General features: G+C 47.0%; 24 protein-coding genes. 19 read left to right on the top strand and 5 right to left on the bottom strand.

Annotated features, from left to right (window positions below; translation table 11 throughout):
- Positions 1-178: 178 nt before the first annotated feature.
- The 6 genes from GON05_RS20740 to gndA all read left to right on the top strand — a co-directional run bounded on the left by GON05_RS20740 (position 179) and on the right by gndA (position 7,106).
- Positions 179-775 carry a hypothetical protein gene (locus GON05_RS20740; protein WP_127452115.1) on the top strand — a complete coding sequence of 199 codons (597 nt, stop codon included), beginning with the start codon at positions 179-181 and terminating at the stop codon, positions 773-775.
- 215 nt (positions 776-990) lie between these two features.
- Positions 991-1,995, top strand: a complete 1,005-nt coding sequence (locus tag GON05_RS20735) for a LacI family DNA-binding transcriptional regulator (RefSeq protein ID WP_157321441.1) — start codon at positions 991-993, stop codon at positions 1,993-1,995.
- 18 nt (positions 1,996-2,013) lie between these two features.
- Positions 2,014-3,285, top strand: a complete 1,272-nt coding sequence (locus GON05_RS20730) for a nickel pincer cofactor-dependent isomerase, group 22 (protein ID WP_127452119.1) — start codon at positions 2,014-2,016, stop codon at positions 3,283-3,285.
- Complete coding sequence (gntK, locus tag GON05_RS20725) at positions 3,282-4,853, top strand: gluconokinase (RefSeq protein WP_157321439.1); 1,572 nt, start codon at positions 3,282-3,284, stop codon at positions 4,851-4,853. The genes GON05_RS20730 and gntK overlap by 4 nt, the downstream gene beginning before the upstream one ends.
- A gap of 40 nt (positions 4,854-4,893) precedes the next feature.
- Positions 4,894-5,661 carry an SDR family oxidoreductase gene (locus GON05_RS20720; protein ID WP_157321437.1) on the top strand — a complete coding sequence of 256 codons (768 nt, stop codon included), beginning with the start codon at positions 4,894-4,896 and terminating at the stop codon, positions 5,659-5,661.
- A 32-nt stretch (positions 5,662-5,693) separates the two neighbouring features.
- Positions 5,694-7,106, top strand: coding sequence for an NADP-dependent phosphogluconate dehydrogenase (gene gndA, locus GON05_RS20715; protein WP_181646161.1), 1,413 nt, complete (start codon positions 5,694-5,696; stop codon positions 7,104-7,106).
- Between the two features lie 13 nt (positions 7,107-7,119).
- Here gndA and GON05_RS20710 read toward each other — a convergent pair whose 3' ends face one another.
- Entirely contained in the window at positions 7,120-7,419 is a 300-nt protein-coding gene (locus tag GON05_RS20710) for a hypothetical protein (RefSeq protein WP_157321432.1), read from the bottom strand.
- A gap of 171 nt (positions 7,420-7,590) precedes the next feature.
- Here GON05_RS20710 and GON05_RS20705 point away from each other — a divergent pair, with 171 nt between their 5' ends.
- Positions 7,591-8,097 (top strand): shikimate kinase, encoded by a 507-nt coding sequence (locus tag GON05_RS20705; RefSeq protein WP_309491759.1) that lies wholly within the window; start codon positions 7,591-7,593, stop codon positions 8,095-8,097.
- Positions 8,098-8,118: 21 nt separating this feature from the next.
- Here GON05_RS20705 and GON05_RS20700 read toward each other — a convergent pair whose 3' ends face one another.
- Entirely contained in the window at positions 8,119-8,409 is a 291-nt protein-coding gene (locus GON05_RS20700; protein WP_157321430.1) for a rhodanese-like domain-containing protein, read from the bottom strand.
- Between the two features lie 381 nt (positions 8,410-8,790).
- On the opposite strand from GON05_RS20700, the gene GON05_RS40115 reads away from it, so the two are divergent.
- Genes GON05_RS40115 through GON05_RS20685 form a run of 4 tightly spaced genes read left to right on the top strand, consistent with a single transcriptional unit; the run spans position 8,791 to position 11,807 of the window.
- Positions 8,791-9,171 carry a fluoride efflux transporter FluC gene (locus tag GON05_RS40115; protein ID WP_397369249.1) on the top strand — a complete coding sequence of 127 codons (381 nt, stop codon included), beginning with the start codon at positions 8,791-8,793 and terminating at the stop codon, positions 9,169-9,171.
- Between the two features lie 49 nt (positions 9,172-9,220).
- Entirely contained in the window at positions 9,221-10,516 is a 1,296-nt protein-coding gene (gene aroA / locus GON05_RS20695; protein ID WP_157321428.1) for a 3-phosphoshikimate 1-carboxyvinyltransferase, read from the top strand.
- A 34-nt stretch (positions 10,517-10,550) separates the two neighbouring features.
- Positions 10,551-11,369: a C39 family peptidase gene (locus GON05_RS20690; RefSeq protein WP_157321426.1), complete on the top strand. Its 819-nt coding sequence runs from the start codon at positions 10,551-10,553 to the stop codon at positions 11,367-11,369.
- Positions 11,370-11,381: 12 nt separating this feature from the next.
- The gene (locus GON05_RS20685) at positions 11,382-11,807 is read left to right on the top strand and encodes a CoA-binding protein (protein WP_127452134.1); all 426 of its coding nucleotides are present in this window, start codon (positions 11,382-11,384) and stop codon (positions 11,805-11,807) included.
- Positions 11,808-11,885: 78 nt separating this feature from the next.
- On the opposite strand, the gene GON05_RS20680 is transcribed toward GON05_RS20685, so the two are convergent.
- Positions 11,886-12,452 carry an FAD-dependent oxidoreductase gene (locus GON05_RS20680; RefSeq protein ID WP_157321425.1) on the bottom strand — a complete coding sequence of 189 codons (567 nt, stop codon included), beginning with the start codon at positions 12,450-12,452 and terminating at the stop codon, positions 11,886-11,888.
- A gap of 219 nt (positions 12,453-12,671) precedes the next feature.
- Between GON05_RS20680 and GON05_RS20675 the strand changes: the two genes are divergently transcribed.
- The 7 genes from GON05_RS20675 (at position 12,672) to GON05_RS20645 (ending at position 20,360) form a co-directional block, all read left to right on the top strand.
- On the top strand, positions 12,672-13,484 hold the full coding sequence (locus GON05_RS20675; RefSeq protein ID WP_157321424.1) for a hypothetical protein: 813 nt from the start codon (positions 12,672-12,674) through the stop codon (positions 13,482-13,484).
- 194 nt (positions 13,485-13,678) lie between these two features.
- Positions 13,679-15,568, top strand: a complete 1,890-nt coding sequence (locus GON05_RS20670) for a glucose PTS transporter subunit IIA (protein ID WP_127452139.1) — start codon at positions 13,679-13,681, stop codon at positions 15,566-15,568.
- Positions 15,565-17,304: a phosphoenolpyruvate--protein phosphotransferase gene (ptsP, locus tag GON05_RS20665; RefSeq protein ID WP_157321423.1), complete on the top strand. Its 1,740-nt coding sequence runs from the start codon at positions 15,565-15,567 to the stop codon at positions 17,302-17,304. Before GON05_RS20670 ends, ptsP begins: the two co-directional genes overlap by 4 nt.
- Before the next feature lies 1 nt (position 17,305).
- Positions 17,306-17,848 carry a type 1 glutamine amidotransferase domain-containing protein gene (locus GON05_RS20660; protein ID WP_157321422.1) on the top strand — a complete coding sequence of 181 codons (543 nt, stop codon included), beginning with the start codon at positions 17,306-17,308 and terminating at the stop codon, positions 17,846-17,848.
- 125 nt (positions 17,849-17,973) lie between these two features.
- On the top strand, positions 17,974-18,381 hold the full coding sequence (locus GON05_RS20655; RefSeq protein ID WP_127452144.1) for a hypothetical protein: 408 nt from the start codon (positions 17,974-17,976) through the stop codon (positions 18,379-18,381).
- Positions 18,382-18,560: 179 nt separating this feature from the next.
- Positions 18,561-19,565 carry a catabolite control protein A gene (ccpA, locus tag GON05_RS20650; protein ID WP_127452146.1) on the top strand — a complete coding sequence of 335 codons (1,005 nt, stop codon included), beginning with the start codon at positions 18,561-18,563 and terminating at the stop codon, positions 19,563-19,565.
- Between the two features lie 93 nt (positions 19,566-19,658).
- Positions 19,659-20,360: a 5'-methylthioadenosine/adenosylhomocysteine nucleosidase gene (locus GON05_RS20645; RefSeq protein WP_157321420.1), complete on the top strand. Its 702-nt coding sequence runs from the start codon at positions 19,659-19,661 to the stop codon at positions 20,358-20,360.
- 62 nt (positions 20,361-20,422) lie between these two features.
- Here GON05_RS20645 and GON05_RS20640 read toward each other — a convergent pair whose 3' ends face one another.
- Positions 20,423-21,610, bottom strand: coding sequence for an acetoin utilization protein AcuC (locus GON05_RS20640; protein WP_157321419.1), 1,188 nt, complete (start codon positions 21,608-21,610; stop codon positions 20,423-20,425).
- Positions 21,611-21,692: 82 nt separating this feature from the next.
- Positions 21,693-22,331 (bottom strand): GNAT family N-acetyltransferase, encoded by a 639-nt coding sequence (locus tag GON05_RS20635; protein WP_157321418.1) that lies wholly within the window; start codon positions 22,329-22,331, stop codon positions 21,693-21,695.
- Between the two features lie 224 nt (positions 22,332-22,555).
- Here GON05_RS20635 and acsA point away from each other — a divergent pair, with 224 nt between their 5' ends.
- On the top strand, positions 22,556-24,280 hold the full coding sequence (gene acsA, locus GON05_RS20630; RefSeq protein WP_157321417.1) for an acetate--CoA ligase: 1,725 nt from the start codon (positions 22,556-22,558) through the stop codon (positions 24,278-24,280).
- The last annotated feature ends 62 nt before the right edge of the window (positions 24,281-24,342 follow it).

The following is a 24,342-nucleotide window of genomic DNA, read 5'->3' as shown; positions in this document are numbered from 1 at the left end:
TTTGCTAGGCTGGCGCCGCGGTCATACAGGCATCGGCTTTTTTTGTACGTTTTTCCTTAAAAAAATGTCAATAATCCAAGTTGCTAAAACATAGAATTCATAATAAGATAAGGATAAGAAGATAAGTTGTCTGAATATTTAAATAAAATCAAACGCACCAATTATGGAGGGGATTGCCGTGAGTAAGAGTCATGAAGTGGAGTACTGCAACCTAGAGTTACGATTTGATCGCCGGCTAATCCGGAACTTCATTAAAGCACTCATTCAAGAAGGTTATTCTCTGTATTGGAACGAAAGTGAGCTGCAGTTCATCATTTCCATTCGTACAGGACGCAAGCTGATTAAGCTGAAGTTTGAACGAATTGGTGAAAAGTATAAAATCGTGGGTAATTATTCGTTCAAAGACGAGAAGCTCGCGGAAATGATGGAAAAATTGATTGGAGACACACGCGGTCATGCCGTAGTCAAAAGATTTAAGGATCGGCAAATTCTCATTGAGAATATTATGTTCGGGGAAATCATTCGCATGGTTGAAATTAGCGGCATCGAACATAAAGTGCTGTATCAGAAGGAGCCAGCCGTGACAGTAGAAGAAGTCATGCAAGCGCTGCGATCCAAGCGTACTGATGAGCGAATCCCTATTTTGCGCATGGAGCTCGATTATGAACTGGCCACCTTGCATGATGCGATCGCATCCGGGGATGCCAAAGCGATTATGGAGAGTAAAACCAAATTGCTTGAAATGCGTCAAGAAATGCTTTTATTGGAGATGTGAGAATGAATAGTGGATTTGAATAAGAAGAGAGCCTGTATTTATACATACGGACTCTCTTTTGTGTTTCTTAGGGTTTCTGAAAAAGAAGAAGCGTATTTACTAGGATTTTTGCTTAAACTAGGGGTATACCGCTCCCAGGAAAGGGAGCTTTTTTATTGAAAAGACTATTGTTAACGTGTGCATGAATGTGATATGCTTCTGATAGAGGTGAAGGAATGAGCGTAACGATTAAGGATATTGCCAAGCTTGCGGGTGTGTCCCATACGACGGTTTCCAGAGCGCTTAATAATAGTCCGCTTATTCAAGAGGAAACGAAAGAACGTATTCGCCTCATAGCCGAGCAACTGGATTATACGCCCAATTACAGTGCAAAGAGCTTAGTACTCGATCGATCGTATAATTTGGGGCTGTTCTTTACCACACTGAGTAAAGGAACTTCAGCAGGTTTTTTCTATGAAGCCATCCGCGGCGTCAATTCGGTCATTCAGGACCGATACCAACTGATTGTTAAGGGGATTGATGATTATTCGAGCTTTCAATCCATTACCCGCAAGAGCTTTGACGGAATTATCATTGTTTCTCAAAGCGATGACGATCAGGCCATTATTGAACATATCGTAAGTAAAGGCATCCCGCTCGTCGTTCTTAATCGGCCAGTCTCCACAGCCGGCGTGTTGAATATTCTGTCTGACGAAGAGCAGGGCGCTTTCCTGGCTTGTTCCTATTTGATCGAGCAAGGCCACACGCGCATTGCATTGATTGAGGGGCGCAAAGGATTTAAATCCGCCCAAAATCGGAAGGACGGCTTCGAACGGGCCATGAAGCATTATGGCATTAAGGTACCGCCGATTTACAGAATTCCTGGCTTGTATGATCTCGAAAGCGGTCATAAAGCTATGCAGCAATTTCTTGCCTTGGAAGAGCGGCCTACTGCCGTTTTTAGCTGCAATGATGAGATGGCGCTAGGTGCAATGAAAGCGATATCGGAAGCCGGCATGCAGGTACCGACGGACATTTCCGTTGTTGGATTCGATGATACGGTGTTTGCAGCTTATGTAACGCCCGCCTTGACAACCGTCCGCAGACCGATTGAACAAATTAGTAAAGAAGGCGCTGTACGGCTCCTTGGCAATATTGAGAATAAGCAGCACGAAACGGAGCAGGTGCTTTTGAAGACAGAGCTCGTCGTGCGGGAGTCCGTAAAGAAGCTGTCAACATAAAGAAAGAGGGAATAATCGATGAGCATTTTGAGAGAGCTGTTAAATGATATTCCGATCCCGCAAGTGGTTAAGATTCGTCAGAAGTTCGACCGTACGATTCTGGAAAATCCAGAGCAAGAGCTTGCCGATAAGCTTGCGAGCAGCGGCGTTATGGAGACCATTCTTCCAGGTCAGCAAGTTGCTGTTGCCGTAGGGAGCAGAGGGATTGCGAACATCGCCGGATTTACCAAAACGACGATTGATGCCATTAAGGCCAAAGGCGCGTTCCCGTTCATCGTGCCTTGCATGGGCAGCCATGGCGGTGCAACGGCAGAAGGACAAACGGAAGTGCTCCTTCACTTTGGGATCACGGAAGCGACAATGGGCGCTCCGATTCGTTCCTCTATGGAAGTTGTGAAAATTGACGAGCTTCCTAACGGTTTGCCGGTTTATGTGGACCGCATCGCCTCAGAAGCGGATGCTATCGTTGTCATTAACCGCGTGAAGCCGCATACGGCGTTCCGCGGACGTATTGAGAGCGGCATCATGAAGATGATCGCGATCGGGTTAGGGAAGCAAAAAGGGGCAGAAGCTTGCCACCAGCTGGGCTTTAAGTATATGGCGGAGAATGTGCCGGCCATGGCGAATCTGATGATTCAGAAGCTGCCGATCGTGTTCGGTGTAGCCCTCGTCGAGAATGCCTACGATGAGACTTGCCGGGTAGAAGTTCTTCCTGCAGCCGAGATTGAAGAGCGCGAAGAGCAGCTGCTGATTGAAGCGAAAGCACGGCTTCCGAAGATTTTATTCGATGAAATTGACGTGTTGGTCATTGATTATATCGGTAAAAATATTAGCGGCGACGGCATGGATCCGAACGTAACCGGCCGTTACCCGACGCCTTATGCCCACGGTGGCCCGGACGTTGCCAAAATGGTTGTTTTGGATTTGACACCAGAAACGAAAGGTAATGCAAACGGGGTAGGAACGGCTGATTTTACGACTCAACGCTTAGTTGATAAAACGAATCTGGAGTTCACATATGCTAACGGACTGACCTCCACTGTATGTGCGCCAACGAAGATCGCAACAACGCTGGAGAATGATTTCTATGCGATCAAAGCGGCTGTCAAAACTTGTAACATCCTGGACTACACAAAGTGTAAGCTGGTTCGGATTCAAGATACGCTGCACCTTGGCGAAATTGAAATCTCCGTGAATTTGCTCGACGCTGCGCGCGTGCATCCCGATATTGAGATTTTAACTGAGCCTTATGAGCTTTCATTCAACGCAGAGGGGAATATTAGCAAATGACTGACCAATTAAGTACCCTCAAGCCCTACATCATTGCGGCTGATATTGGTACGACAAGTACGAAAACGCTTGTTATTTCACGCGAGGGGAAAGTTCTGGGGTCACATTCCATTGAGTACCCCCTTTTCACCCCGACAGCTGATCGCGCCGAGCAAGACCCGGATCAAATCTTTGATGCTGTCGTGCAAGGGATAGGCGAAGTTGTTCGGAAGGTGGGCGTCAAGCAGGAGCAAGTGCTTTGCGTCTCCTTCAGTTCAGCTATGCATAGTCTCATTGCAGTTGATCAAAACACAAAACCGCTGACTGCTTGCATCACATGGGCGGACAATCGCAGTGCGATGTATGCGGCTGAATTGAAGCGCAGCGGGCTGGGGCAGCAGATATACTCGCGAACAGGCACGCCAATCCATCCGATGTCACCGCTGCTCAAGCTGATGTGGTTCCGAGATAATGAACCTGGGCTCATGAAAGAGACCTACAAGTTCATTGGTATCAAAGAATATGTCTTCGCGAAGCTTTTTGGCCGTTATGTGATTGATCATTCTCTTGCCAGTGCAACAGGCTTATTCAATCTGGAGAACTTGGATTGGGATGAAGAAGCCCTGGGACAAGCTGGCGTTACGCCAGATCAGCTCTCCGAACTAGTTCCTACAACGTATCGTGTAGAAGGCCTTAACGCTGAATACGCTTCTGCCATGGGATTGTCCCAGGACACGCCGTTTATTGTCGGAGCTTCCGACGGTGTGTTGGCCAATCTAGGCGTTGGCGCTTTTGAGCCTGGCGTTGTCGCTGTCACGATAGGCACTAGCGGCGCTGTGCGCAGCGTAGTGACCAAGCCGCAAACAGACCCGGAAGGCAAACTGTTCTGCTATGCGCTTACAGAGAAGTTCTGGGTCGTTGGCGGACCTATCAACAACGGCGGTATAGTCTTCCGCTGGGTACGAGATCAGATCGCTACCGCGGAGGCCGAAGAGGCTCGTCGTCAAGGGATCGATCCGTATGATTACTTGACCGAGCTAGCCTCCCAAGTGAAAGCGGGCTCTGACGGGCTGTTGTTCCTGCCGCTGCTTTCGGGTGAGCGCGCTCCGTACTGGAATGCGAATGCTCGCGGTGTTTACTTCGGGCTTTCCCTTAGCCATGAGAAGAAGCATATGATTCGTGCGGCTCTGGAAGGCGTCATGTTTTCCATTCAAGCTGTCGCAACGTCGCTTGAGCGAATTATGGGGCCAGCGGCAGTAATTCGAGCTTCAGGCGGTTTCGCCAGATCCGAATTTTGGCGCCAGATGATGACGGACATGCTAGGTACGTCCGTTACGGTGCCGGATTCCATCGAAAGCTCTGGCATCGGGGCAGCGCTGCTTGGTTTACTTGCAATGGGCGAGATTGATGATTTGGCTCATGCACACAATTGGATTCAGGTTGGAACGGCTCACGAGGTGAATGAAAGCAATTATCGCGTATATCAACAATTGACATCTATTTATACAAGCGTATATCATCAGTTAAAAGATCAATTCGACGCGATAACCGCCTTTCAAGGACAGCACCTTCGGAGCCCTCAATCATAAATAGCTTAAGCAAGCAAAATGCTAGAGGGGATGAAGACAAATGAATTTATTCGATCTTACAGGGAAAACAGCAGTAATTATCGGCGGTAACAGTACACTTGGAGGTTCCATGGCGATTGCTTTGGCGGGTCATGGCGCGAAAGTAGCGATTGTTGGACGCAACCAAGAGAAAAGCGATCAAGTTCGCCAGCAGATCGAAGCGATCGGCGGCGAAGCTCAAACTTTCCAAGCGGATGCAACGAAACGTGAAGATTTGGAGCTTGTGCTCAAAGAAGTTATCGCTTGGTCTGGCCGTGCTGACATTTTAATGAACTGCCCAGGGAAAAATAGTGCTACGCCTTTCTTTGACATTTCCATGGAAGAATGGGATTCTATTATGGAGGTAAACTTGAAAAGCGTCGTGCTGGCTTGCCAGGTGTTTGGGAAATATATGGTTGATCGCGGCGAAGGCGGAAGCATTATCAATATCTCGTCTGTATCTTCTGATCCGCCTCTTTCACGTGTATTCACTTACTCCGCTTCTAAAGCAGCTGTTAATAACATCACACAGAACTTGGCTCGTGAATTCGCTCCAAGCCGTGTGCGTGTGAATGCGATCATTCCTGGTTTCTTCCCAGCTGAGCAGAATCGTAAGATTTTGTCGCCTGAACGTATCGAGTCCATTATGCGTCATACGCCAATGAACCGATTCGGTGAGGCATCTGAGCTACAGGGTGCTGCTGTATTCCTTGCTTCGGAACAAGCTTCCAGCTTTGTTACGGGCTCTGTTTTAAGAGTAGACGGCGGTTTTGGCTCGATGACGATTTAAATATTTTTATATCGGAAGGGTGTATGAGAGACGTGTCTAAACAACAAATTGGTGTAGTTGGATTAGCGGTAATGGGGAAAAACTTAGCGTTAAACATCGAGAGCAGAGGTTTCACTGTATCCGTATTTAACCGTTCTGCCGAAAAAACAAAAGAGCTTCTTCAAGAAGCAGAAGGCAAACAACTCGTTGGTACATACTCTATCGAAGAATTCGTGCAATCCTTGGAAGTTCCGCGCAAAATTTTGATCATGGTCAAAGCGGGCGGACCAACAGACGATACGATTAATCAATTGCTGCCTCACCTTGAAAAAGGAGATATCTTGATCGATGGGGGCAACGCATTCTTCCCAGATACGCAGCGCCGTAACAAAGAACTTGAAGCACATGGTATTCGTTTTGTTGGTACTGGTGTTTCTGGCGGTGAAGAAGGCGCGCTTAAAGGCCCATCGATTATGCCAGGCGGTCAAGAATCCGCGTATAAATTGGTTGAGCCTATTCTTACAGCCATCTCTGCCAAAGTTGGCGATGACGCTTGCTGTACGTATATCGGACCAGACGGTGCCGGCCACTATGTAAAAATGGTGCACAACGGGATCGAGTATGGCGACATGCAGCTGATTTGTGAAGCTTACCAACTCTTGAAAGATGTTCTGAATGTAAGCACTGAAGAACTTCATGAGATCTTCACAGAGTGGAACAACGGCGAGCTTGACAGCTACCTGATCGAAATTACACGTGATATCTTCACGAAATACGACCCTGAAACCGGCAAACCGATGGTTGACGTTATCCTCGATTCCGCTGGTCAAAAAGGAACAGGAAAATGGACCAGTCAGAGTGCTCTGGATCTTGGCGTACCGCTTTCCATCATTACGGAATCCGTATTCTCCCGTTTCATCTCCGCGATGAAGGAAGAACGCGTAGCGGCTAGCAAAGTGCTCAAAGGACCTGATGCTCCAGCTTTCACAGGCGATCGTAAAGCATTTATTGAAGCTGTGCGTCAAGCTCTGTATGCAAGTAAAATTTGCTCCTATGCACAAGGCTTTGCTCAAATGAGAGCAGCTTCCGATGAATACAAATGGGATCTGAAGTATGGCAACATCGCGATGATTTTCCGCGGCGGCTGCATTATTCGCGCTAGATTCCTTCAAAATATCAAGGATGCGTACGACCGCAATCCGGAACTGAAAAACCTGCTGCTTGATTCTTACTTCACAGATGTGGTTGAGAACTATCAACAATCGTGGAGACAAGTTGTTGCAGAAGCTGTAACTCGCGGTATCGCGGTTCCTTCTTTCGCATCGGCACTTGCTTACTACGACAGCTACCGTACAGAAAGACTGCCGGCTAACCTGCTGCAAGCGCAGCGTGACTACTTCGGCGCTCACACGTTCCAACGTGTGGACAAAGAAGGTTCCTTCCACTTCAACTGGATGGAAAACTAAGAGGGCAGGGGCGCTACGCCTCTCCCTGTAAACCGTAAGCCGCTTCGCGCAGCCACATTTTCAAACGATCGGCTTCTTGATCGAAGCCGTTCCGTCTGTGAATGAGCATCAAGGAGACTTCGGCAAAATAACGGAAATTTTTTAACAATCGTGGTTGAGCAAGACCTTGCATGCGCGGGTCTTCTTCAGCCACTTTTTTCTTAATAAACTCCAAAATCCAAACAACATCCTCTTTGCACAAAACATAGCTCGGGTGTAAGATTTGCTCCAGTTTGCCTTGCGTGTGGTTGGAATAGGCAACAATTGGGTTCAAAACTTCATCTCTCCTTGTCGGCATTAGGTTTCTCTTAAAATCTTAACTGTTTGTGTTGGAATTTATTCACACTACTATATGTTTTTCAAATGGATTGTATTCATGACTATGCGGCTATGGTATGATGTTGGGAAAGTTTGTATGAACAGCATATGAGAAAAGGGGATTAACGTGACAACAAGCAATCTTGTACTTGTAGGTTTCATGGGGACAGGCAAATCAACCGTCGGAAAAAAGCTCGCTGAGCGTCTGGGATGGCAATTTCAAGACTCGGATGCTGTACTTGAAGATGAGCAGCAGACGAGCATTGGGGATTTGTTTCGTCAATATGGGGAAGCGCATTTTCGCACATTAGAGAGTAAAACGCTAGAAAGCTTATTAGCTCAAAGAGGGCAAATTGTGGCAACAGGCGGGGGCGCTGTGTTAGCAGAGGAAAATAGAGCGTGTATGCTTCGTAATGGTTTTGTCGTGGCGCTGAAAGCTTCACCAGAGACAATCATTCATCGCGTGAGCGCGGATATAAATCGTCCGCTGCTGCAGGGCAATTTGGAAGAACGTGTTCATACACTGCTTGAACAGAGAAAGTCTGCGTACGATTTCGCACATGCCATGATCGACACGACGGAACTAACGACAGACCAAATTGTTGACTTGATTATTCAGCAAGCGAATCTTTGAGAGGAGGGACAAGCTGTAAGCTTATTCCTCCCACTCCAACATACCGCCAGTCATGTTTTTAAGGCCTTTATAGCCTTGCGCTTCCAAAAAGCCAAGCGCTCGCCCGCTGCGATTGCCGCTGCGGCAAACAAGAATGACCTCATCCGCCTGCGGGATTTCGCTTAGTCGCTCCGGCAATTGGCCTAGTGGAATATGGATTGCACCGGCAATCATACCTTCCGCCACTTCTTCGTCTTCTCGAACGTCGATGATTGCCAACTTCTCGCCACGGCTTAATCTATCTTTGACGTCGGATGGTAAAATCGTATCCATCGTAGGACCTCCTTGTTTTTAAATGCGGGGGATAAACCCCATCAGAAGTAATGATAGAAACATTAAGACGAGATGTCAAACCTCGTGTCGCACAAGCTCCGGCGATAAGCCCGTAGCTGCCTTGATCCCCATGCTACATCCTCAGGGCGGGCTCGGAAATTGCGCCACACGAGAACCTTACGGACCGAGAGGCCCTTATTTGGAGAAAATAGGCCCTTTTCAAATTCTAACGGACGCTACAGCTGCTATTTTCATGATAAGCATGAAAATTGACTGTCTTTTGATTAATTAACGGCTCTGGAGTCCGTTAGGTCAGCCAAAAGGGGCTATTTATTGAAAATAACGGCACTGGGGTCCGTTAGCTCCACAAGCGCTGCGGCAATGGTGGCCCCATATACGTTTCACGTTCCGCGGGCACTGCGATGCGCTAACGCGGCGCACAAGCTCCGGCGACAAGTCCCGAGCTACATCCTAAGGGGGAAGCTCGGAAATTGCGCCGCACGAAAACCTTACGGACCGAGCGGGCCTTATTTGAAGAAAATAGGCCGTTTTCATAAGCAGCATGAAGTTTGGCCACGTGGCACATACATGTCGAGTAGGTTCCCAAGTTCTATTCCGTATGGTACACTGACAATAAATCTTTTGGCCTGTTTTTTACTGGGAATTCTGATGAAATATCCAACGTTTGATAATTGGAAACTATTGATTGGTAACGGTTTTATGAGAGCTTTCACTACAGTTATACCGGTGGAATTCTATTAACATTCATCGGATATTACATATAAACACATGCGAAGGAGATATTAACCACATGAAAGCCATTGTGAAACCTACTGCAAATCTACAAGGTGAAATTAACGCCCTTTCCTCCAAAAACTACACAACTCGTTATTTGCTAATCGGCGCACTTGCGAATGGGACAAGCACGATTTATTACCCGGCTCACAGTGAAGACAGTGATGCAATGAGACGTTGTGTACAAGATTTAGGCGCTGTCATTGAAGAAGATGATGAGAAGATTGTCATTACAGGTTTCGGCAAGAACCCTAAACACGTGTCTGAGTTAAACGTAGGAAATGCCGGTGCCGTTCTGCGGTTTTTAATGTCTACAGCAGCATTTTGCCCGGATGTAACGTTCGTGAATACGTACCCTGAATCCCTGGGCAAGCGTCCGCATGACGATTTAATCGAAACTTTGCAGCAAATGGGTGTGGAAGTACAACATTCTAACGGTCGTTTGCCGATAACAATTAAAGGGGGCAAACCCCGCGGTGGCAAACTTACGGTTTCCGGTAACGTCAGCTCGCAGTTCCTTAGCTCTCTCTTATTCATGACACCTCTGCTTGAAGAAGATAGCGAGATTGAAGTGCTTCATGATTTGAAATCCAAAATTATTGTAGGCCAAACGCTCGAAGTGCTTGAGCAAGCAGGCATTGTCGTTCATGCAAGCGAAGACTTGATGCACTACCGGATTCCTGGCAGACAATCGTACCAAGCCAAAGAGTATGTGATTCAAGGCGATTATCCGGGTTCTGCGGCCATTCTCGCAGCAGCGGCAGTGACGAACTCGGACGTACGAGTTCTTCGTTTGGAAGAAAACAGCAAGCAAGGTGAGAAAGCTTGTGTTGATGTTTTACGTGCAATGGGTGTTAATTTAACGCATGATAACGGAGTTGTACACGTTCGCGGCAATCAAAAACTGATCGCAGGGGAATTTGATGGCGATCACTTTACAGACGCAGTACTAGCTATGGTTGCGGCCGCTGTATTTGCAGAAGGTACATCGCGTTTCTACAATGTTGAAAATTTGCGTTACAAAGAGTGCGACCGAATCACCGATTACTTGAACGAGCTGCGCAAAGCAGGCGCTGATGTGGAAGAGCGTCAAAGTGAGATTATTGTCCACGGCAAGCCGGAAGGAGTTACTGGCGGTGTCGAGATCAACGCTCACTTCGATCATCGCGTCATTATGGCTTTGACCGTCGTTGGACTTCGTTCCGAGAAGGGTTTGACTATTCGTGATGCTCATCACGTGGCCAAATCGTATCCGCAATATTTTGACCATTTGCGTTCTATCGGTGCTCAGGTTGAACTTGTGAAGGAGTAACTTCATTCCAAAAACAAGGATCGGGTGAGTCAGCATGAGGATTATTTGGCAGGGGTTAAAGGTGACGTTTGGATTTTTCCTCGTTGCAGGACTTGTGTTTGCCAGCAGTGTTTTTGCTGTACTGCTGTATGCCAAAGCTACCGGGAAAGAGCCGCCATTATTTGCAGCCAATCCTGTAGTGGCCACGGTTAAGCCAAATGAGCCAGTTCAAGCAGCGGAGGTTTCTTCGCCACAACCGACAATCCAGACAAAAAAATCAGCAATGATTGATGCGCCTGTTTTTTCTCAACTGCCTGAACTGCCTGCAGGTTGTGAAATAACGAGTTTAACGATGCTTCTGCATTACTATGGAATAACCAAAAGTAAGATGGAACTTGCAGCTGAGATGCCCAAAGATAATACACCTATCAAGCTAAATGCAGATGGTTCACCTGCTTATTGGGGGAACCCGAACATAGGCTTTGTAGGTGATGTTACCCGAAAGCAAAGAGGCTTCGGCATTTACCATGCCGGTCTTTTCCCACAGCTAAAGTCCTACATTCCGGAAGCGATCGATATTACGGGTGAGTCCTTTGAGCTATTTGAACAGCAAGTGGCAAGCGGTATTCCGGTCATTACATGGACGACAATTGATTATAATCTGCCATACAAATGGGTGACATGGGACACGCCGCTTGGCCCGATTCAAACGACTTATGCGGAGCACGCTGTATTATTGGTCGGATTCGATGAGAATAATGTATACTTGAATGACCCGCTAAGCGGCAAAAAACAGCTGCAGGTAAACAAAGCTCAGTTTATTGAGAGTTGGACCGCTATGGGGAAGCAAGGCCTCACTTACTTGAAAAAATAGGAGGTACTACGCATGACTTTTGAAAATCCGTCCAGAGAGCACATTAAGGAAATTCTTGCGAATGCAGGCAATATTGCCGTCGTAGGTCTGTCCGACAAGCCTGATCGCACATCTTATATGGTAGCTGCTGCCATGCAGAGCAGGGGATACCGGATCATTCCCGTCAATCCGAATGCAACGGAAATTTTGGGTGAGAAGTGCTATGCTTCGTTATCCGACATTCCGGAGCCTGTCGATATCGTCAATGTTTTCCGCCGGGCGGATCAAGTCGTTCCCGTTGCGGAGGAAGCTGTGAAAATCAAAGCCAAAGTGTTCTGGCTGCAGCTTGAAATCGTGAATGAAGAAGCAGCCCGCATCGCAAGTGAGGGTGGCTTAGAAGTCATTATGGACCGTTGCATTAAAGTTGAGGATGCCATTCTCAATCCGCGAAACAACTAAGCTGCAACTCAAAAAACCGCTTTTCTCAGACCGTTACGGCGAGAGAGAAGCGGTTTTTTATTTACGTTAAGCCTAAGCCTAAGCTTTTAATACATCGTGATCCACATAACGCGCTCCATTCAATTCACTGATTACGTTAATGGCGACTTTGGCGCCATCTCCGGCAGTGACAATGGTATGCATGGAAACACCGGCGATGGTGCCGGCTGCCCATACACCTTTTAGGCTGGTGTTGCCTTGTGCGTCCGCATCGACAACCGTTTTGATACGAGGCTCAGTCCCTGGCTTCGTTTGAATACCGGAGGCTTCTGCGAGGTCAACGGATAAGCCTGTAGCTAAAATGACATACTTACCTTCATATGTACCGTTTTCTGTCGTTACTTGAAAGCCATCGCCAGCCTGATTCAACTGCGTAGCTTTGCCTTGCACGAATTCAGCACCGAATTTAGTAGCTTGTTTCTTCCCGATTTCGACTAAATCAGGACCAGTAATACCATCTACACCATAATGATTTTCAATCCACGCGCGTTTTGTCACGCTTTGATCACTGTCGATAACGAGCGTTGATTTGCCAGCTTTGGCTGAGAATAAGGCTGCACTTGCTCCAGCAGGTCCTGCTCCAATAATAATAATGTCATAGGCCATGTCCGTATTCCTCCTTGTAAAGAGTATGGGGTACTAAGAAATTATGGCATATTTATTTCCTAATAGTCAACTTACGTGTATAGAAAGTATGTTTTCTCATTTGAACCACTTTACATGGATCTTAAAATAAAAATAAATAAAAAACGGAGGAGCGGAGAGAATAAAAGAGGCTCCCAAAAGGTGCCCAAAAAATAGAAGTATGTAGGAGGATTTACACACATGTATAACAACTTCAACAACAACGGTATCTCATCGTTCGGTAACTCTTCGCAAGGTATGCAAGCATCCCACAGCAACCAAGCGTCACAAGGCTATCAGAGCAACACCTCTCAATATCAAGGTTACCAAAAGCAGTATCAACCTGTAGGTTATGTCCAGTCCTTTTACACGCAACCGGTATCGAGCAGCACTACTCAAAGTTTTAATCAAGGCTATAGTCAAGGCAGCAATCAAAATCAGGGCTATAATCAAGGTCAAGCTTCCACGGAATCTTTTCACATGGCGAATTATCGAGGGAACCAGCCTGGCCATGACAATTATTCGCGCAGCGAGTCATCCATGTCATCGAATTACCAACCATCAAGCTTCCAAAGCGCTTATTCTACCTACAACGGGATGAATAACCAAAGCAATGCCATCACTTCAAATCAATCTCAACCATCGACCTATTCCTACAGCCAGCCATCGATCACAAGCCACTACACAAGCTCTTCACAAATGAGTCAGCAGCCTAGTGGGCAAACCTATGTTTCGCCTAATGCTTACCATACGGCTAATTACCGTGGAAACCAGCCAGGTCATGATGCTTATTTGCGCAGTGATTCATCTAATTCTTCTGCGCAATCCTACTCCTACCAACCGAACTATGCCTTTCAACAAAGCACGCAACAAGGATATCAACAGCAGGGGCAACAAGGGCAGCAAGGACAAGCGGGATATCAAAGTTACCAACAGCAAAACACACAACCGTATATCCAAAGTTTCAGCAGTACGGGCATGGGGCAGCAGTACGGAAATAATTCTTCGTATTAATTACCGTATGCTTTCCAACATGTATAAGCGGGTCGATCCTCGACCTGCTTATTTTGTTTTGACAAACGGGCAAACAAGCTATACGATTTGATAAGAGAGGCTTATGCTTACCATGTAAGTTTTTTCGAGAACACTAGGCTTTGGCTTACGATGTTGGTTTTGTTAAAGCAAAACTTTTAGGAGGTAGCATACGTTTGAACTGGATGGGGAACTTACAACAGCTTGGCCGCTCATTAATGCTGCCCACCATTGCGCTTCCTATTGCTGCTGTGCTGCTTAGTCTGGGGAATCTACCTTGGGATGGGATTCATGCATCCGGCTTTGGGGATATGCTGCTGTTAGCAGGGAATACGGTCTTTGACTATATACCCATCATATTCGCTGTTGGCGTGGCGCTCGGTCTTACAGAAAGTGCCGGAATCGCCGGACTGTCTGCCATGCTGGGCTATTTTATGTTTACGAGGCTCATCGAACATTCACTGGGGTCCCATTTTCAATTGGGTGTACCGGGCGGGATCTTAATCGGCTTGCTTGCAGCCATTATTTATCATCGCTGCAAAGAGATTAAGCTGCCTGAATACATACAGTTTTTCGGTGGTCCCCGCATGGTGCCGCTCATCATGGGGATGTGCACGCTCATTGTATCCTATATCATGATTGTGATAGGACCGTTTTTGGAAGATGTGATGGGTAAGCTTTCGACTTGGCTGCTCGGCCTTGGCGGGTTTGGTGCATTTATTTACGGTATAGCGCATCGATTGTTAGTGCCGTCAGGTCTGCACCATATTTTGAATAACTTTTTTTGGTTTCAAGTGGGAGCTTACAAAACACCATCAGGGCAGATGGCTTACGGGGATTTGCCACGTTTTTTTGCCGGTGATCCTACGGCTGGGATGTACATGGCCGGTCTATACCCCATCATGATGTTTGCGCTTCCTGCCATTGCATTTGCCATCATTGGGGAAGCGCGTGAGGATTTGAAGCCGAAGATTAAGGCGACATTTCTGACAGCGGCGCTAGCCTCTTTTTTGACAGGTGTCACGGAGCCAATTGAGTTTGCTTTCCTGTTTGTTGCACCTTATTTGTTCATTATTCACGCTATTTTATCAGGTGTAGCCATGTGGTTGGCTTATGAGCTGCATATTCAACATGGTTTTTCCTACTCGGCAGGCGCCATAGACTACGTTATTAATTTGCATTTATCGCATAACGGTCTATTGCTAATCCCGATTGGAATCGTGTATGGACTGGTGTATTACTTCATGTTTCGCTGGGCGATCAGACGGTTCCAAATCCCGACGCCAGGCAGGGAAGAAGGTTCTTCACTTGAAGAATGGGCTGGCGATATTCCGTATCGCTCACCTTTAATTTTGCAAGCCTTGGGTGGGAAAGACAATATTAAGAAGATTGAAGCCTGCATTACCAGATTGCGCCTTACGCTTGTTAATGATCGATTGATTGACATCACGGCATTACGACATTTAGGAGCTGCAGGCGTCATCCGTCTTGGAGGAGGCAATGTTCAGGTCGTGTTCGGGACATTCTCAGAGCTAATTCGTGAAGAGATTATGAAAGTACTGCGCAAGGATATTCATGTAGTATTGTTTACCTCGCCGATGCAGGGGCGCATGATTCCTATTGAGGAAGTGCCCGACCGCATTTTCGCCTCGCGATTGGTGGGTAACGGTGTTGCGTTTATTCCTGAAAAAGGGGAGCTGGTCTCGCCTGTTGCAGGTACCATTATGCATATTTATCCGACCATGCATGCCCTGGGCATTTTGACGGATGAAGGATTAGAGGTCTTGCTGCACATTGGTATCGATACGTCTAGCTTACCAGGCAAGTGCTTTAATGCTGTGGTAAAAGAAGGCGATCGTGTAGAAGCGGGGCAATTGTTAGTTAAATTTAATTATAATAAAGTTAAAAAGTTTGCTTCATCTTTGGCGACACCGATGATTATTACAAATCCGGATCTTGTTAAGTCTTGGAGCTTTGCTCCGTTCAAATCTGTTAAAAAAGGCCAAGGTTCTGTGATGTCCGTCGTCTTAAAGCCTACTAAATCTACGGGGGGGATGAACGGATGATCAGAGGGATAGGCGCGTCTTCAGGCATAGCAATGGGTCAGGCTTTTGTCATTCCTACGTGGGAGTGGGATTTTCCTGAGAAAATGATTGATGTGACAGATTTGGCTTATGAATTTGAGCGGTTGTATGACGGCATCCGCTCTTCTAAAGATGAATTAGAGTTAATCAAGCAGGAAATTAAGGAAGTTGTCGGGCAAGATCAGGCGTACATTTTTGATGCCCACTTGGCGATTTTGGAAGATCCCATTTTTATGAATGAAATTCAGGGGATCATTGAGCTTCAGTACAAAGCCGCCGAAGTTGCGGTGAAAGAAGTAATCGATAAATTCGTCGGTATGTTCAACATGATCGATGATGAGTACATGAAGGAACGCGCGCTGGATATTAAAGATGTGGGCAACCGGCTTCTGAAGCATTTGCTTGGGGATACCAGTTCAACCGTTCCGCCTATCGATCATCCGTATATTTTGGTTGCAAAAGAGCTTACACCTTCGCAATTGGCTCATCTGGATCCGACTAAAGTGCTAGGGCTTCTAACCATTCTGGGAGGCACGCACTCGCATGTATCGATCATGGCCAGAGCCATGTCGGTTCCTTATGTTTTAGGCTTGGAAGGGAAGCTCCTGCGTCCGATTCAAAACGGCGATTTCTTGATTATTGACGGTCAAGAGGGCACCTTGTATATCAATCCGGATAAGATCACGATAGAGCGTTACCAGGCTCGCAAAAAGAATTGGCTGGAATTCAAAGAGAGTCTACAGGAAATCGCAGATGTTGCGCCTGTCACTGTGGACAATAGCTATGTGAATCTGCATGCCAACATTAACTCGGTTATGGAGATCGATCAGGTTCTACGCAACGGGGCATCTGGAGTCGGTTTGTTCCGTACGGAGTATCTATATATGGACCGCGATTCGCTGCCTGGCGAGGATGAACAGTTTGAGGTCTATCTTCACGCTGCCAAACAATTAAAAGGTCGTCCTATTGTTATCCGGACCCTGGATATTGGCGGAGACAAAAAGCTGGATTACATGCCTCTTGCCAAAGAAGATAATCCGTTCCTTGGATACAGGGCCATTCGAATCTCATTGGATCGTAAAGATCTTTTTATGACACAGTTAAAAGCTATTCTTAGAGCAAGTCATTATGGGAACGTGAAAATCATGTATCCAATGGTCACTTCGCTGGGTGAAGTGCGTCAAGCCAAAGCCCTTCTGGAGAAGGCGAAAGCTGAACTCAGTGCCCAAGGGGTTCCTTACAATGCCCAAATTGAAGTAGGATTAACCATTGAAGTACCAGCAGCGGCTCTTATTGCAGACGTCCTTGCCAGTGAAGTGAATTTTATGAGTATCGGCACCAACGATCTCGTTCAATATGTACTTGCTGTAGACAGGATGAACGAAAATATTGCGCACTTATATAATCCTTATCATCCGGCTGTTATCAGACTTCTTAAACACGTGATTGATGCTGGCAAAAGTGTTGGCATTCCTGTCGGCGTCTGCGGAGAAATGGCGGGAGACGTCCGCGCGCTTCCTATCTGGTTAGGTCTAGGCATTGAGGAACTGAGCATATCTGTGCAAACGATCTTGCAAGTCAAACACCGCTTATTGAGCAGTGACGCTAAGAAATGCAAGCAGTTGGTAAATGAAATTTTAGTTTGCAAAACCAGCGATGAAATCATAGAGCTGTTAGCACAAACCGAACAGACAGAATCCATTGTGGGAGGTACTTAGTATGGAATTGAAGGGTACGAAAGTATTGGCATTTGTTGATGAAGAGTTCGAAGATTTGGAGATGTGGTATCCCGTTTTACGTTTGCGCGAGGCGGGTGTTATCGTAGATATCGTCGGGCCAAAAGCGAAAACGGTTTATCATGGCAAATATGGCGTCCCGATCACAACGGATTTTGCCTTTGATGAAGTTCAGTCCTCGGATTATATCGGTCTTTATGTGCCAGGAGGCTGGGCTCCTGATAAATTACGCCGTTATCCGGATGTGCTCCGCCTTACACAGGAGTTTCATGCCGCGGTGAAGCCAATTGCTCAAATCTGCCATGCCGGTTGGGTACTTATTTCAGCGAAAATCGTAAATGGCTATACTATGACCTCCACGCCAGGCATTCGCGATGACCTCGAAAATGCTGGAGCTACTTGGGTCGATGAAGAAGTCGTGGTCGACCGCAATATCATCTCAGGGCGTCGCCCGCCAGATCTACCGGCATTTTCCAAGCGTTTTGTGGACGAGCTGGTGCAATTCCATAAACATCAGGAAAAGTAACTTGACACTTCCATTCGTGGCAAAAACTACTACTCTCCTTTCGGCAGGAAATCGTATAGAATCGTAGAATATCTTTATTACAAGAAATTCATGTTCATGCCGCCTGCCAGTGAAGGAGTGTTAGAATGCAAAAGTTTTGTAAGTGCGGACGCACGATGAACCTTCGTCTGCGTACGGTTATTTATCAAAGTAAAGTCGATATTGAAAATGTACCTATTTATTCATGTGAGGCTTGTGGACGCAGTGAAGTTGTTCCTCATGTTAAACCCGAGCTTACCGGTTTAATCGGCAAGCTGGGGAGTAAGCCTGAGAAGCAGCAGCTGTTTTTTCATGAGCTATCGGAAGTAGCTTTCTTACTGCTCAAGGTAACTGAGAAAGAACATATGAATGATTCCATGGAAAAGATTGTTGAAGAACGTATAAATGAGCTTCTGGACATCTTACTGCTGGCACAATCGCTTGGTGACGAGCCGTGGACCGAAGAAATTCGCAAACGGTTATCTCAAATCACACAGAGCGCAATTTCGACATAAGCAACATGCGGCCAATCCCTTATGGATTGGCTTTTGTACATATTTGTGTACCTTTTGAAAACAAAATGAAATTATTTTCAAAGTATTTTCATTTTTCATTGCAAGATGGATTAATTTGTCGTATCATAACGGTAATATACTAGGCTCGCAGAATACTTTTGAAAATGGAGAGAGTAACCGTGACCGTAACCATTTATGATGTAGCAAGAGAAGCAGGCGTATCCATGGCAACCGTTTCCCGGGTTGTAAACAACAATCCGAACGTAAAGCCGCAAACACGTAAGAAAGTTTTTGAAGCCATTGAACGACTCGGTTACCGCCCTAATGCGGTGGCAAGAGGTTTGGCAAGTAAGAAAACGACAACCGTTGGTGTCGTCATTCCCGATATTTCAAACTCAATCTTCGCAGAAGTAGCGCGCGGAATTGAAGATATTGCGAATATGTATCACTACAATATTATTTTGTGTAATGCCGACAAGAAGAAGGAAAAAGAAATTCGCGTCATCAATACACTTTTGGAAAAACAAGTCGATGGCTTGCTTTTCATGGGTGGTGTCGTGACTGAAGATCACATTCAAGCTTTCCGCACGTCTTCCGTACCTGTTGTCTTATGTGGAACGAAGGATGAGGCACAAACGATGCCTTCCGTCGATATTGACCACGAGAAAGCTGCGTTCGATGCCGTTAATGTGTTAATCGCAGCGGGACACCGCGACATTGCGATGATTTCCGGAACTTTGCAAGATCCGGCTAATGGATTCGCCCGTTATCAAGGGTACAAGAAAGCACTCGATGCAGCAGGAATTGAGCTGCGCGATGAGTATGTTCGTATCGGGAACTATCGATATGAATCCAGCGTCGACGCTGTCAAATATTTCTTGGAGCTTTCCCCACGTCCAACGGCCATTTTCTCGGCAACAGATGAGATGGCGATTGGCGCCATTCACACGATTCAAGATAGCGGACTTAAAGTACCGCAAGATATCGCTGTAATCAGTGTGGATAACATTCGCATGGCTTCCATGGTAAGACCGACGCTTACGACAGTCGCTCAACCGATGTATGATATCGGAGCGGTATCCATGCGTCTTCTGACGAAGTTGATGAACAAGGAATCAACGGATAATATGCAGGTCATTTTGCCGCATGAAGTGATTTACCGTAACTCTGTTACACAATCCTAGTGAACTTAAGCCTCTAAGTGAGCTCTTCCTTTCGAGGATGACGCCGCTTAGAGGTTTTCTCCTTTATACATAATGGAAATGAGGATCGATGATATGACATGGAATAAACTTGCACTGATCGGTGCAATGAATGAAGAAATTGAACTGCTTGTAGCGCATATGTCGGATGTGCGTGAAACCGTGAAAGCGGGAATTACCTTCAGAGAAGGGACGTATTTTGGCAAGGAAGTCGTCGTATGCCGCACTGGCGTAGGCAAGGTTAACGCTGCTGTAACCACGCAAATTTTAATCGATAAATTCGGTGTTGAAGCCATTATTTTCACAGGTGTTGCTGGCGCTTTGGATCCGGCACTGAATATCGGTGATCTTGTTGTTTCCAGCGAGTGCATGCAGCACGACATGGATGTTACACCGCTTGGTTTCGCCCGAGGCATCATTCCTTATGAAGCGAAATCTGTATTTGAAGCGGATAGCAAGCTGGTGGATTTGGCCGTTGCTTCAGGCGAGAAACTTTTTGCAGGTAAAGTAAAAAAGGGGAGAGTGCTCTCCGGTGATCAGTTCATTGCTAGCCGTGAAGTAGTAGCTGGTCTTAATACAGAGCTTGGTGGCGTTTGTGTGGAAATGGAGGGAGCATCCGTTGCGCAGGTTTGTTCCATGAATGGTATTCCATACGTCGTGCTTCGCTCGATGTCTGATAAAGCAGATGGCTCCGCTCATGTGAACTTTGCGGAATTCACGGTTCAAGCATCTGAGAATTCTTATAAAATGGTTGAGGAAATTGTGAAGCAGCTGTAAATGGGAGCATATAAAAAGAGTTAAGCATGTACAACATGCTTAACTCTTTTTTTGTAGGCCGCCTACTTCAAATACATCATCGAGAGATCCTTCGTTTGCCGGTTCTTTTCCGTAATGACCTGGCGCCTCGGAATCGGCGCCCAAGCATCCACAGGGTCCAGCCACGTATCCACGAGCTGGACCGGGCTCTTGCTCTGCCAGGCGTCCAGCCACGCCTGGGGGAGCCTCAGCTGCTGCTGCACCGCCAGCTGGGGGATAACCGCCTGCTCGCTCATCACGAGCCAGAGCAGGCTCCAAGCCCGTGGTACGACACGCCAGATGTCGTACCCGCCGCCCCCGAGCGCCACCCACCGCCCTTCGCACCATTGGTGCGCAAGGGAGTGGATCAGCTCGGGCATGGCCTTGTACACGCGCATGGAGCAATGCACATGCGCGAGCGGGTCGAAAGCATGGGCATCGCACCCATGCTGCGAGATAATGACGTCCGGCTGGAAGCGGGCGATCGTCTCGGTCAGCACCTCGCCGAAGCATTCCAGCCACGATTCATCCTCGGTGTAAGGTTCCACCGGGACGTTAATGCTTGTTCCGAACGCGTCGCCTTCTCCGCGTTCGTTCACGGCTCCTGTGCCGGGGAACAGAAATTTCCCCGTCTCATGAATGGACAACGTGCATACCTGGGGATCGGCGTAGAAGCTCCATTGCACGCCATCCCCATGATGCACGTCTGTGTCGACGTACAGCACCTTCGCGCCGTACGTCTCTTTGGCGTGCGCAATCGCCGCTGAAGCGTCGTTGTAGACGCAGAAGCCCGCGCCCTTGCTCTGCAGCGCGTGATGCAGCCCGCCGCCCAGATGCAGCGCGTGCGGGGCTTGGCCGGACATCACCAGCTCCGCTGCGGTAATGGAACCGCCAACAATTTTCGCCGTGACGTCGTGCATGCCCGGGAAAAATGGCGTGTCATCGGTATCGAGTCCGAAGCGTGCCGCTTCTTTGACCCATCGTTCCTCCGGCACGGGAGCGCTAAGCGCTTTCACAGCTTCGATGTAAGCCGGCGCATGAACCCGCAACAGCTCGCTGTCTGTAGCGAAGCGAGGCGCCCACAGCGCGTTGTCTGGGAGCGCACCGGCTTTGCGCAGCAGATCGACCGTCATCACGAGACGGTCTTGATTAAAGGGATGATCTTCATTAAATTTATAGTGAATCTCTTCGTCATCATAGATAAAGACAGGATTTGATGCCTTCTTGTTCATATCCCACATTCCCCCGAATGAGCTAACATGCTTGCTTGAAGTCCTAGAAATCCAAAAGACAGATTTACCTTTGTTTTTGACTTTAGTACATGAAACGCTGTTGAAAACGAATACGATCAAACTGTTCCACAGAAGAGATAGGCACTTGCTTGCCTATACGTACCATTAGACAGTTGGCAGGGTGCGAACAGATCTCAGGATCATCCGTAGCGAACCAGATCATATCGACGCTTTTCATCAACTTCTCCATCATTTGCCTGTACTCCCAGACGGTGAGTTTGCTATTTTCCAAGTCCCAATGCCAATAATACTCCGTGGTGAAGCATATGACATTCTCCATTTGCTCATCTTCGAAAGCAAGGCGAATCATACGTTTGCCGAGCCCCATGGTGCGATAGTCATCCGCAACTTCTATTGCACCGAGCTCTATTAGATCCTGCATATTTCCTTGTGACCACCGCTCGATTTCGTCTGGATAATGGAAGGTAACGTAACCGACAATGGTAGCGCCATCTCTGGCAATGATGATCCGGCCTTCCGGTAATCCGGCAATTTCAATTAGTGCTTCCAGTTGTTCCTTGGGTCTGCGGAAGGCATCTAATTTGCTATGCATCGTGAGATTTTGCAGGCTGTCAGCTGAAACAGGACCTTCTATCATAATTTCTGGTTGATCGGGAGCTGTTCGCAAGCGAAATGAGTGATATATTTTGGTATGCTGCATAACCTTAGCTCTCCTTTTGAAAAACAGCATGATATGAGTGATTCCTTCTCGGTTAGGTCATAGTCCCTTTATACCAAATTTTATTTGCAAATAAAAGCTGAACTTAGGCGTAGGCGAAAAATTCTCCGTGTGATATAATAGAATATGTCAAAAATCGATCACATTTTGCTCGAAAACATCAGTAAAATGAAAGCGGTTTATCTCGTGAGGAGGGTTTTACGTACATGGATCAAATGAAAGTTGAACTCGTTGAAGCGGTAGCTACTAATCCTAACATGAAAAATTATGAGGAAACACACGCCAATTTTGACTGGAAAGAGATCGAAAAGAGCTTTTCCTGGAGCGAAACAGGCAAAGTGAATATGGCTTATGAAGCTATTGACCGCCATGCTGAATCGTCAAAGAAGGATAAAGTTGCTCTCTATTACAGCGACAACCAAAGAGAAGAGGCCGTAACATTTGGACAGATGAAAGACAGATCCAATCAGTTCGGTAATGTGCTTCGTGGTCTTGGTATCGGCAAAGGTGAGCGCGTATTTATTTTCATGCCACGTACGCCTGAGCTGTACTATGCGTTGCTAGGAACGTTGAAAGTAGGGGCTGTTGTAGGGCCTTTGTTTGAAGCTTTTATGGAAACAGCGGTGAAAGATCGTCTGGAAGACAGTGAAGCTGTTGCAATTGTGACGACGCCAAGCTTGCTTTCCCGGGTTCCTTCGAGCGAACTTTCTCATCTGAAGCATATCATCGTTGTTGGTGAAAATGTGGAGCCTGCTGAAGGCCATGTTGACTTCTACAAAGAGATGGAAACGGCTTCTTCTGAGCTTGAAATCGAGTGGTTGGATCGTGAGGATGGCCTCATTATTCATTATACATCGGGTTCAACTGGCAAACCGAAAGGTGTTTTCCATGTACAGAATGCCATGATTCAACATTACTATACAGGTAAAATCGTTCTGGATCTCCAAGAAGACGACATTTACTGGTGTACAGCCGATCCAGGTTGGGTTACAGGAACTTCCTACGGCATTTTTGCTCCATGGCTGAATGGGGCTACGAATGTCATCCGTGGTGGACGCTTCAGTCCTCAGGATTGGTACAACACGCTGCAAAAATATAAAGTAACCGTTTGGTACAGCGCACCGACAGCTTTCCGTATGTTAATGGGAGCAGGCGATGATGTTGTTTCCGGATTCGATCTTTCGTCGCTTCGCCATGTGTTGAGCGTTGGTGAGCCGTTAAACCCTGAAGTTGTTCGTTGGGGACTGAAAGTGTACAACCAACGTATTCATGATACATGGTGGATGACGGAAACAGGCGGACAGCTTATTTGTAACTATCCGTCCATGACGATTAAACCTGGCTCCATGGGACGTCCGATTCCGGGCGTAGAAGCGGCTATTATCGACGATGCGGGGAACGTCTTGCCTCCGAACCGGATGGGCAACCTGGCGATCAAGACACCTTGGCCGTCCATGATGCGCAAAATTTGGAATAATCCAGCCAAATATGAAGAATACTTCCGCTTAACAGGCTGGTACGTTTCCGGTGATTCGGCTTATCAAGATGAAGAAGGGTACTTCTGGTTCCAAGGGCGCGTTGATGATGTTATCAACACAGCTGGAGAGCGGGTAGGTCCATTCGAGGTTGAAAGTAAGCTTGTTGAGCATCCTGCGGTTGCAGAAGCAGGGGTCATTGGCAAGCCTGATCCGATGCGCGGCGAAATCATTAAAGCGTTTATCGCGCTGCGTGAAGGCTTCACACCTTCCGATGAGCTGAAAGCGGACATTTCCAAATTTGTCAAAGAAGGGCTTTCCGCCCATGCTGCTCCTCGTGAAATTGAATTCAAAGACAAGCTGCCGAAGACGCGCAGCGGTAAAATTATGCGCCGTGTCCTCAAAGCTTGGGAGCTCAATCTCCCAACAGGCGACTTATCCACGATTGAAGATTAGAATGAATTGAACGACGAACAGAAAAAGAACCTAGTGATGATCATCATCACTAGGTTCTTTTT

Origin of the sequence: Paenibacillus anseongensis (genome assembly GCF_009757995.1) — a bacterium.
GTDB classification, from domain to species: domain Bacteria; phylum Bacillota; class Bacilli; order Paenibacillales; family NBRC-103111; genus Paenibacillus_E; species Paenibacillus_E chondroitinus.
The sequence above is the reverse complement of the archived record's forward strand: the minus strand, read 5'-3'. Positions and strand labels throughout refer to the sequence as shown.

Bases quoted from the DNA above. Each gene is read 5' to 3' on its own strand.
- GON05_RS20635 (WP_157321418.1), bottom strand. From the start codon at position 22,331: ATGCAGCATACCAAAATATATCACTCATTTCGCTTGCGAACAGCTCCC.
- GON05_RS20680 (WP_157321425.1), bottom strand. From the start codon at position 12,452: ATGGCCTATGACATTATTATTATTGGAGCAGGACCTGCTGGAGCAAGT.
- GON05_RS20660 (WP_157321422.1), top strand. From the start codon at position 17,306: ATGGAATTGAAGGGTACGAAAGTATTGGCATTTGTTGATGAAGAGTTC.
- GON05_RS20675 (WP_157321424.1), top strand. From the start codon at position 12,672: ATGTATAACAACTTCAACAACAACGGTATCTCATCGTTCGGTAACTCT.
- ptsP (WP_157321423.1), top strand. From the start codon at position 15,565: ATGATCAGAGGGATAGGCGCGTCTTCAGGCATAGCAATGGGTCAGGCT.
- GON05_RS20720 (WP_157321437.1), top strand. From the start codon at position 4,894: ATGAATTTATTCGATCTTACAGGGAAAACAGCAGTAATTATCGGCGGT.
- GON05_RS20700 (WP_157321430.1), bottom strand. From the start codon at position 8,409: ATGGATACGATTTTACCATCCGACGTCAAAGATAGATTAAGCCGTGGC.
- GON05_RS20655 (WP_127452144.1), top strand. From the start codon at position 17,974: ATGCAAAAGTTTTGTAAGTGCGGACGCACGATGAACCTTCGTCTGCGT.
- GON05_RS20645 (WP_157321420.1), top strand. From the start codon at position 19,659: ATGACATGGAATAAACTTGCACTGATCGGTGCAATGAATGAAGAAATT.
- GON05_RS20685 (WP_127452134.1), top strand. From the start codon at position 11,382: ATGACTTTTGAAAATCCGTCCAGAGAGCACATTAAGGAAATTCTTGCG.
- GON05_RS40115 (WP_397369249.1), top strand. From the start codon at position 8,791: ATGGTGGCCCCATATACGTTTCACGTTCCGCGGGCACTGCGATGCGCT.
- aroA (WP_157321428.1), top strand. From the start codon at position 9,221: ATGAAAGCCATTGTGAAACCTACTGCAAATCTACAAGGTGAAATTAAC.
- gntK (WP_157321439.1), top strand. From the start codon at position 3,282: ATGACTGACCAATTAAGTACCCTCAAGCCCTACATCATTGCGGCTGAT.
- GON05_RS20730 (WP_127452119.1), top strand. From the start codon at position 2,014: ATGAGCATTTTGAGAGAGCTGTTAAATGATATTCCGATCCCGCAAGTG.
- GON05_RS20640 (WP_157321419.1), bottom strand. From the start codon at position 21,610: ATGAACAAGAAGGCATCAAATCCTGTCTTTATCTATGATGACGAAGAG.
- GON05_RS20690 (WP_157321426.1), top strand. From the start codon at position 10,551: ATGAGGATTATTTGGCAGGGGTTAAAGGTGACGTTTGGATTTTTCCTC.
- GON05_RS20735 (WP_157321441.1), top strand. From the start codon at position 991: ATGAGCGTAACGATTAAGGATATTGCCAAGCTTGCGGGTGTGTCCCAT.
- acsA (WP_157321417.1), top strand. From the start codon at position 22,556: ATGGATCAAATGAAAGTTGAACTCGTTGAAGCGGTAGCTACTAATCCT.